At 38.3% G+C, this 1,557-nt stretch carries 2 protein-coding genes; both read right to left on the reverse strand.

Annotated elements, in window-relative coordinates; all coding sequences use genetic code 11:
* Positions 1-118: 118 nt before the first annotated feature.
* A complete protein-coding gene (locus G499_RS0118135) occupies positions 119-1,108 on the reverse strand; it encodes a hypothetical protein (protein WP_027001103.1) in 990 nt (329 codons plus the stop codon).
* 64 nt (positions 1,109-1,172) lie between these two features.
* The coding region (locus tag G499_RS21385; protein ID WP_154658540.1) for a tyrosine-type recombinase/integrase at positions 1,173-1,557 on the reverse strand (385 nt) is incomplete at its 5' end.

Genomic DNA, 1,557 nt, shown 5'->3' on the forward strand with positions numbered 1-1,557 from the left:
GAAGAACTGAGATTCAATTTTAGCACTTTTCTGTCCTACGAAGCACGAATTGAAAATCAGCGAAGCTAAACCCCTGCTTGCGTATAGCTGATGTTGGCAGTAGTGCTTCTTGGTCTTGTCATTCGTTATTCAGGTTTTCAAGTTCCAATGCTAATAGTTTTAAGTCCTGTTTCATTAGGTTAATTTGTGCTTCAATTTGGTCGTGCATATTGGCTCGATTTGCCAATTGGTCGGCCTTATACTTTCCGCCTTCTCCGAAAAATAGCGAATAAACTTTCTCTTTATTTTTTTCTTTGGTGTATGCTATTTGGCCAAATCCCAACCACTTGTCAACGAGTTGCTTTTGTATTGATTTTATTGAGCCATCAGGTTTTTCATAGGTCAAGTAATACCAAACAGATTGTGGAAAGATAGTTGAAGTTTCGGGTGCAAACCAAATGTCTTTAAGAGCATTTCTTGAATGATAAAATTCAATTTTTCTCTTATTCAGCAAAATCATTACACCCAAAGTCGCTTCTGTCAAACCTGCACCAATCCCAATAAATTCAGGGGTGCTTCCTGCGTCACCATTAGCCAAAAGTATTCCTGCTGTTATTGCTCCAACCGCTCCAACTACAATAGCTCCAACCGTCAATTTCGACTCGGCATCATCTTCTTTTCCTTTAAGGTAAGTTGCAATTTGGTCTGCTCGTTCTTCTTCGCAGTCCATCTCACTCGCAACGGCTGAAATTTCAAGAGATGATATATTTAGTCTTTGATTTATTTTTTGGGCTAGTTCCACAATTTCAATTCTACGTTCAAGCGTAGGGTTCACTTTAAAGTTCTTTTTCAAATAGACATATTCAGTCAGAAGGTCGATAAGTCCGATTGCATTTGCAGTATTTAACGACTGAAATGAAAACCTATTTGTAAGAATTGTGTCAATGTCAAGCGAATGGATAGGTTTCGGCAAATCGTCTTTTGAATAATTAAAAGTCGTTTGTTGATTACAGTTGCTTATGTCAAGTTGCGATTTTAATTGAGCGTTTTTTAGTCCTGCACAAGAAGTCAGAACGAAAGTCAAAATCGTTAATGTCCAAATTACTGTTCTATTAATCGTCAAATTCATTCTTTTAATTTTCTGTCATTCCGTTGGTTTACGATGTCTTTTTAGCATTACTGCCAACATTTACTTATACGAACTTTAGTTCGCATTTTTCAAATTCATGAGTGTATCCAAGGGGTTTTTTAGCTTTTTGGATGGTTCGGTTGCTTACGTGTGTATATCGTTCGGTAGTTTTAGAGCTACTATGTCCTAAAAGTTCTTGGATGATACCGATATCTGTTCCGGCTTCGTGCAAGTGTGTTGCAAAGCTATGCCGCAAAGTGTGGAAGTTGATTTTTTTTGTGATGTTTGCCTTTTGCTTGGTCTTGATTTTTTGCCCTGTTTTATAATCACAATTCACGAGCCAGCCTCTATCTTCATATGCAACTATACGCAGGTCTGTGTAGGTTTCGGTAGCCGTTGTTGGTACAATGACTGGCTCCGAGCGACGTGCTATGTCGGTTTGTTGAACC

Source organism: Eisenibacter elegans DSM 3317 (genome assembly GCF_000430505.1).
In the GTDB taxonomy this organism is placed as follows: domain Bacteria; phylum Bacteroidota; class Bacteroidia; order Cytophagales; family Microscillaceae; genus Eisenibacter; species Eisenibacter elegans.

Bases quoted from the DNA above. Each gene is read 5' to 3' on its own strand.
- G499_RS0118135 (WP_027001103.1), bottom strand. From the start codon at position 1,108: ATGAATTTGACGATTAATAGAACAGTAATTTGGACATTAACGATTTTG.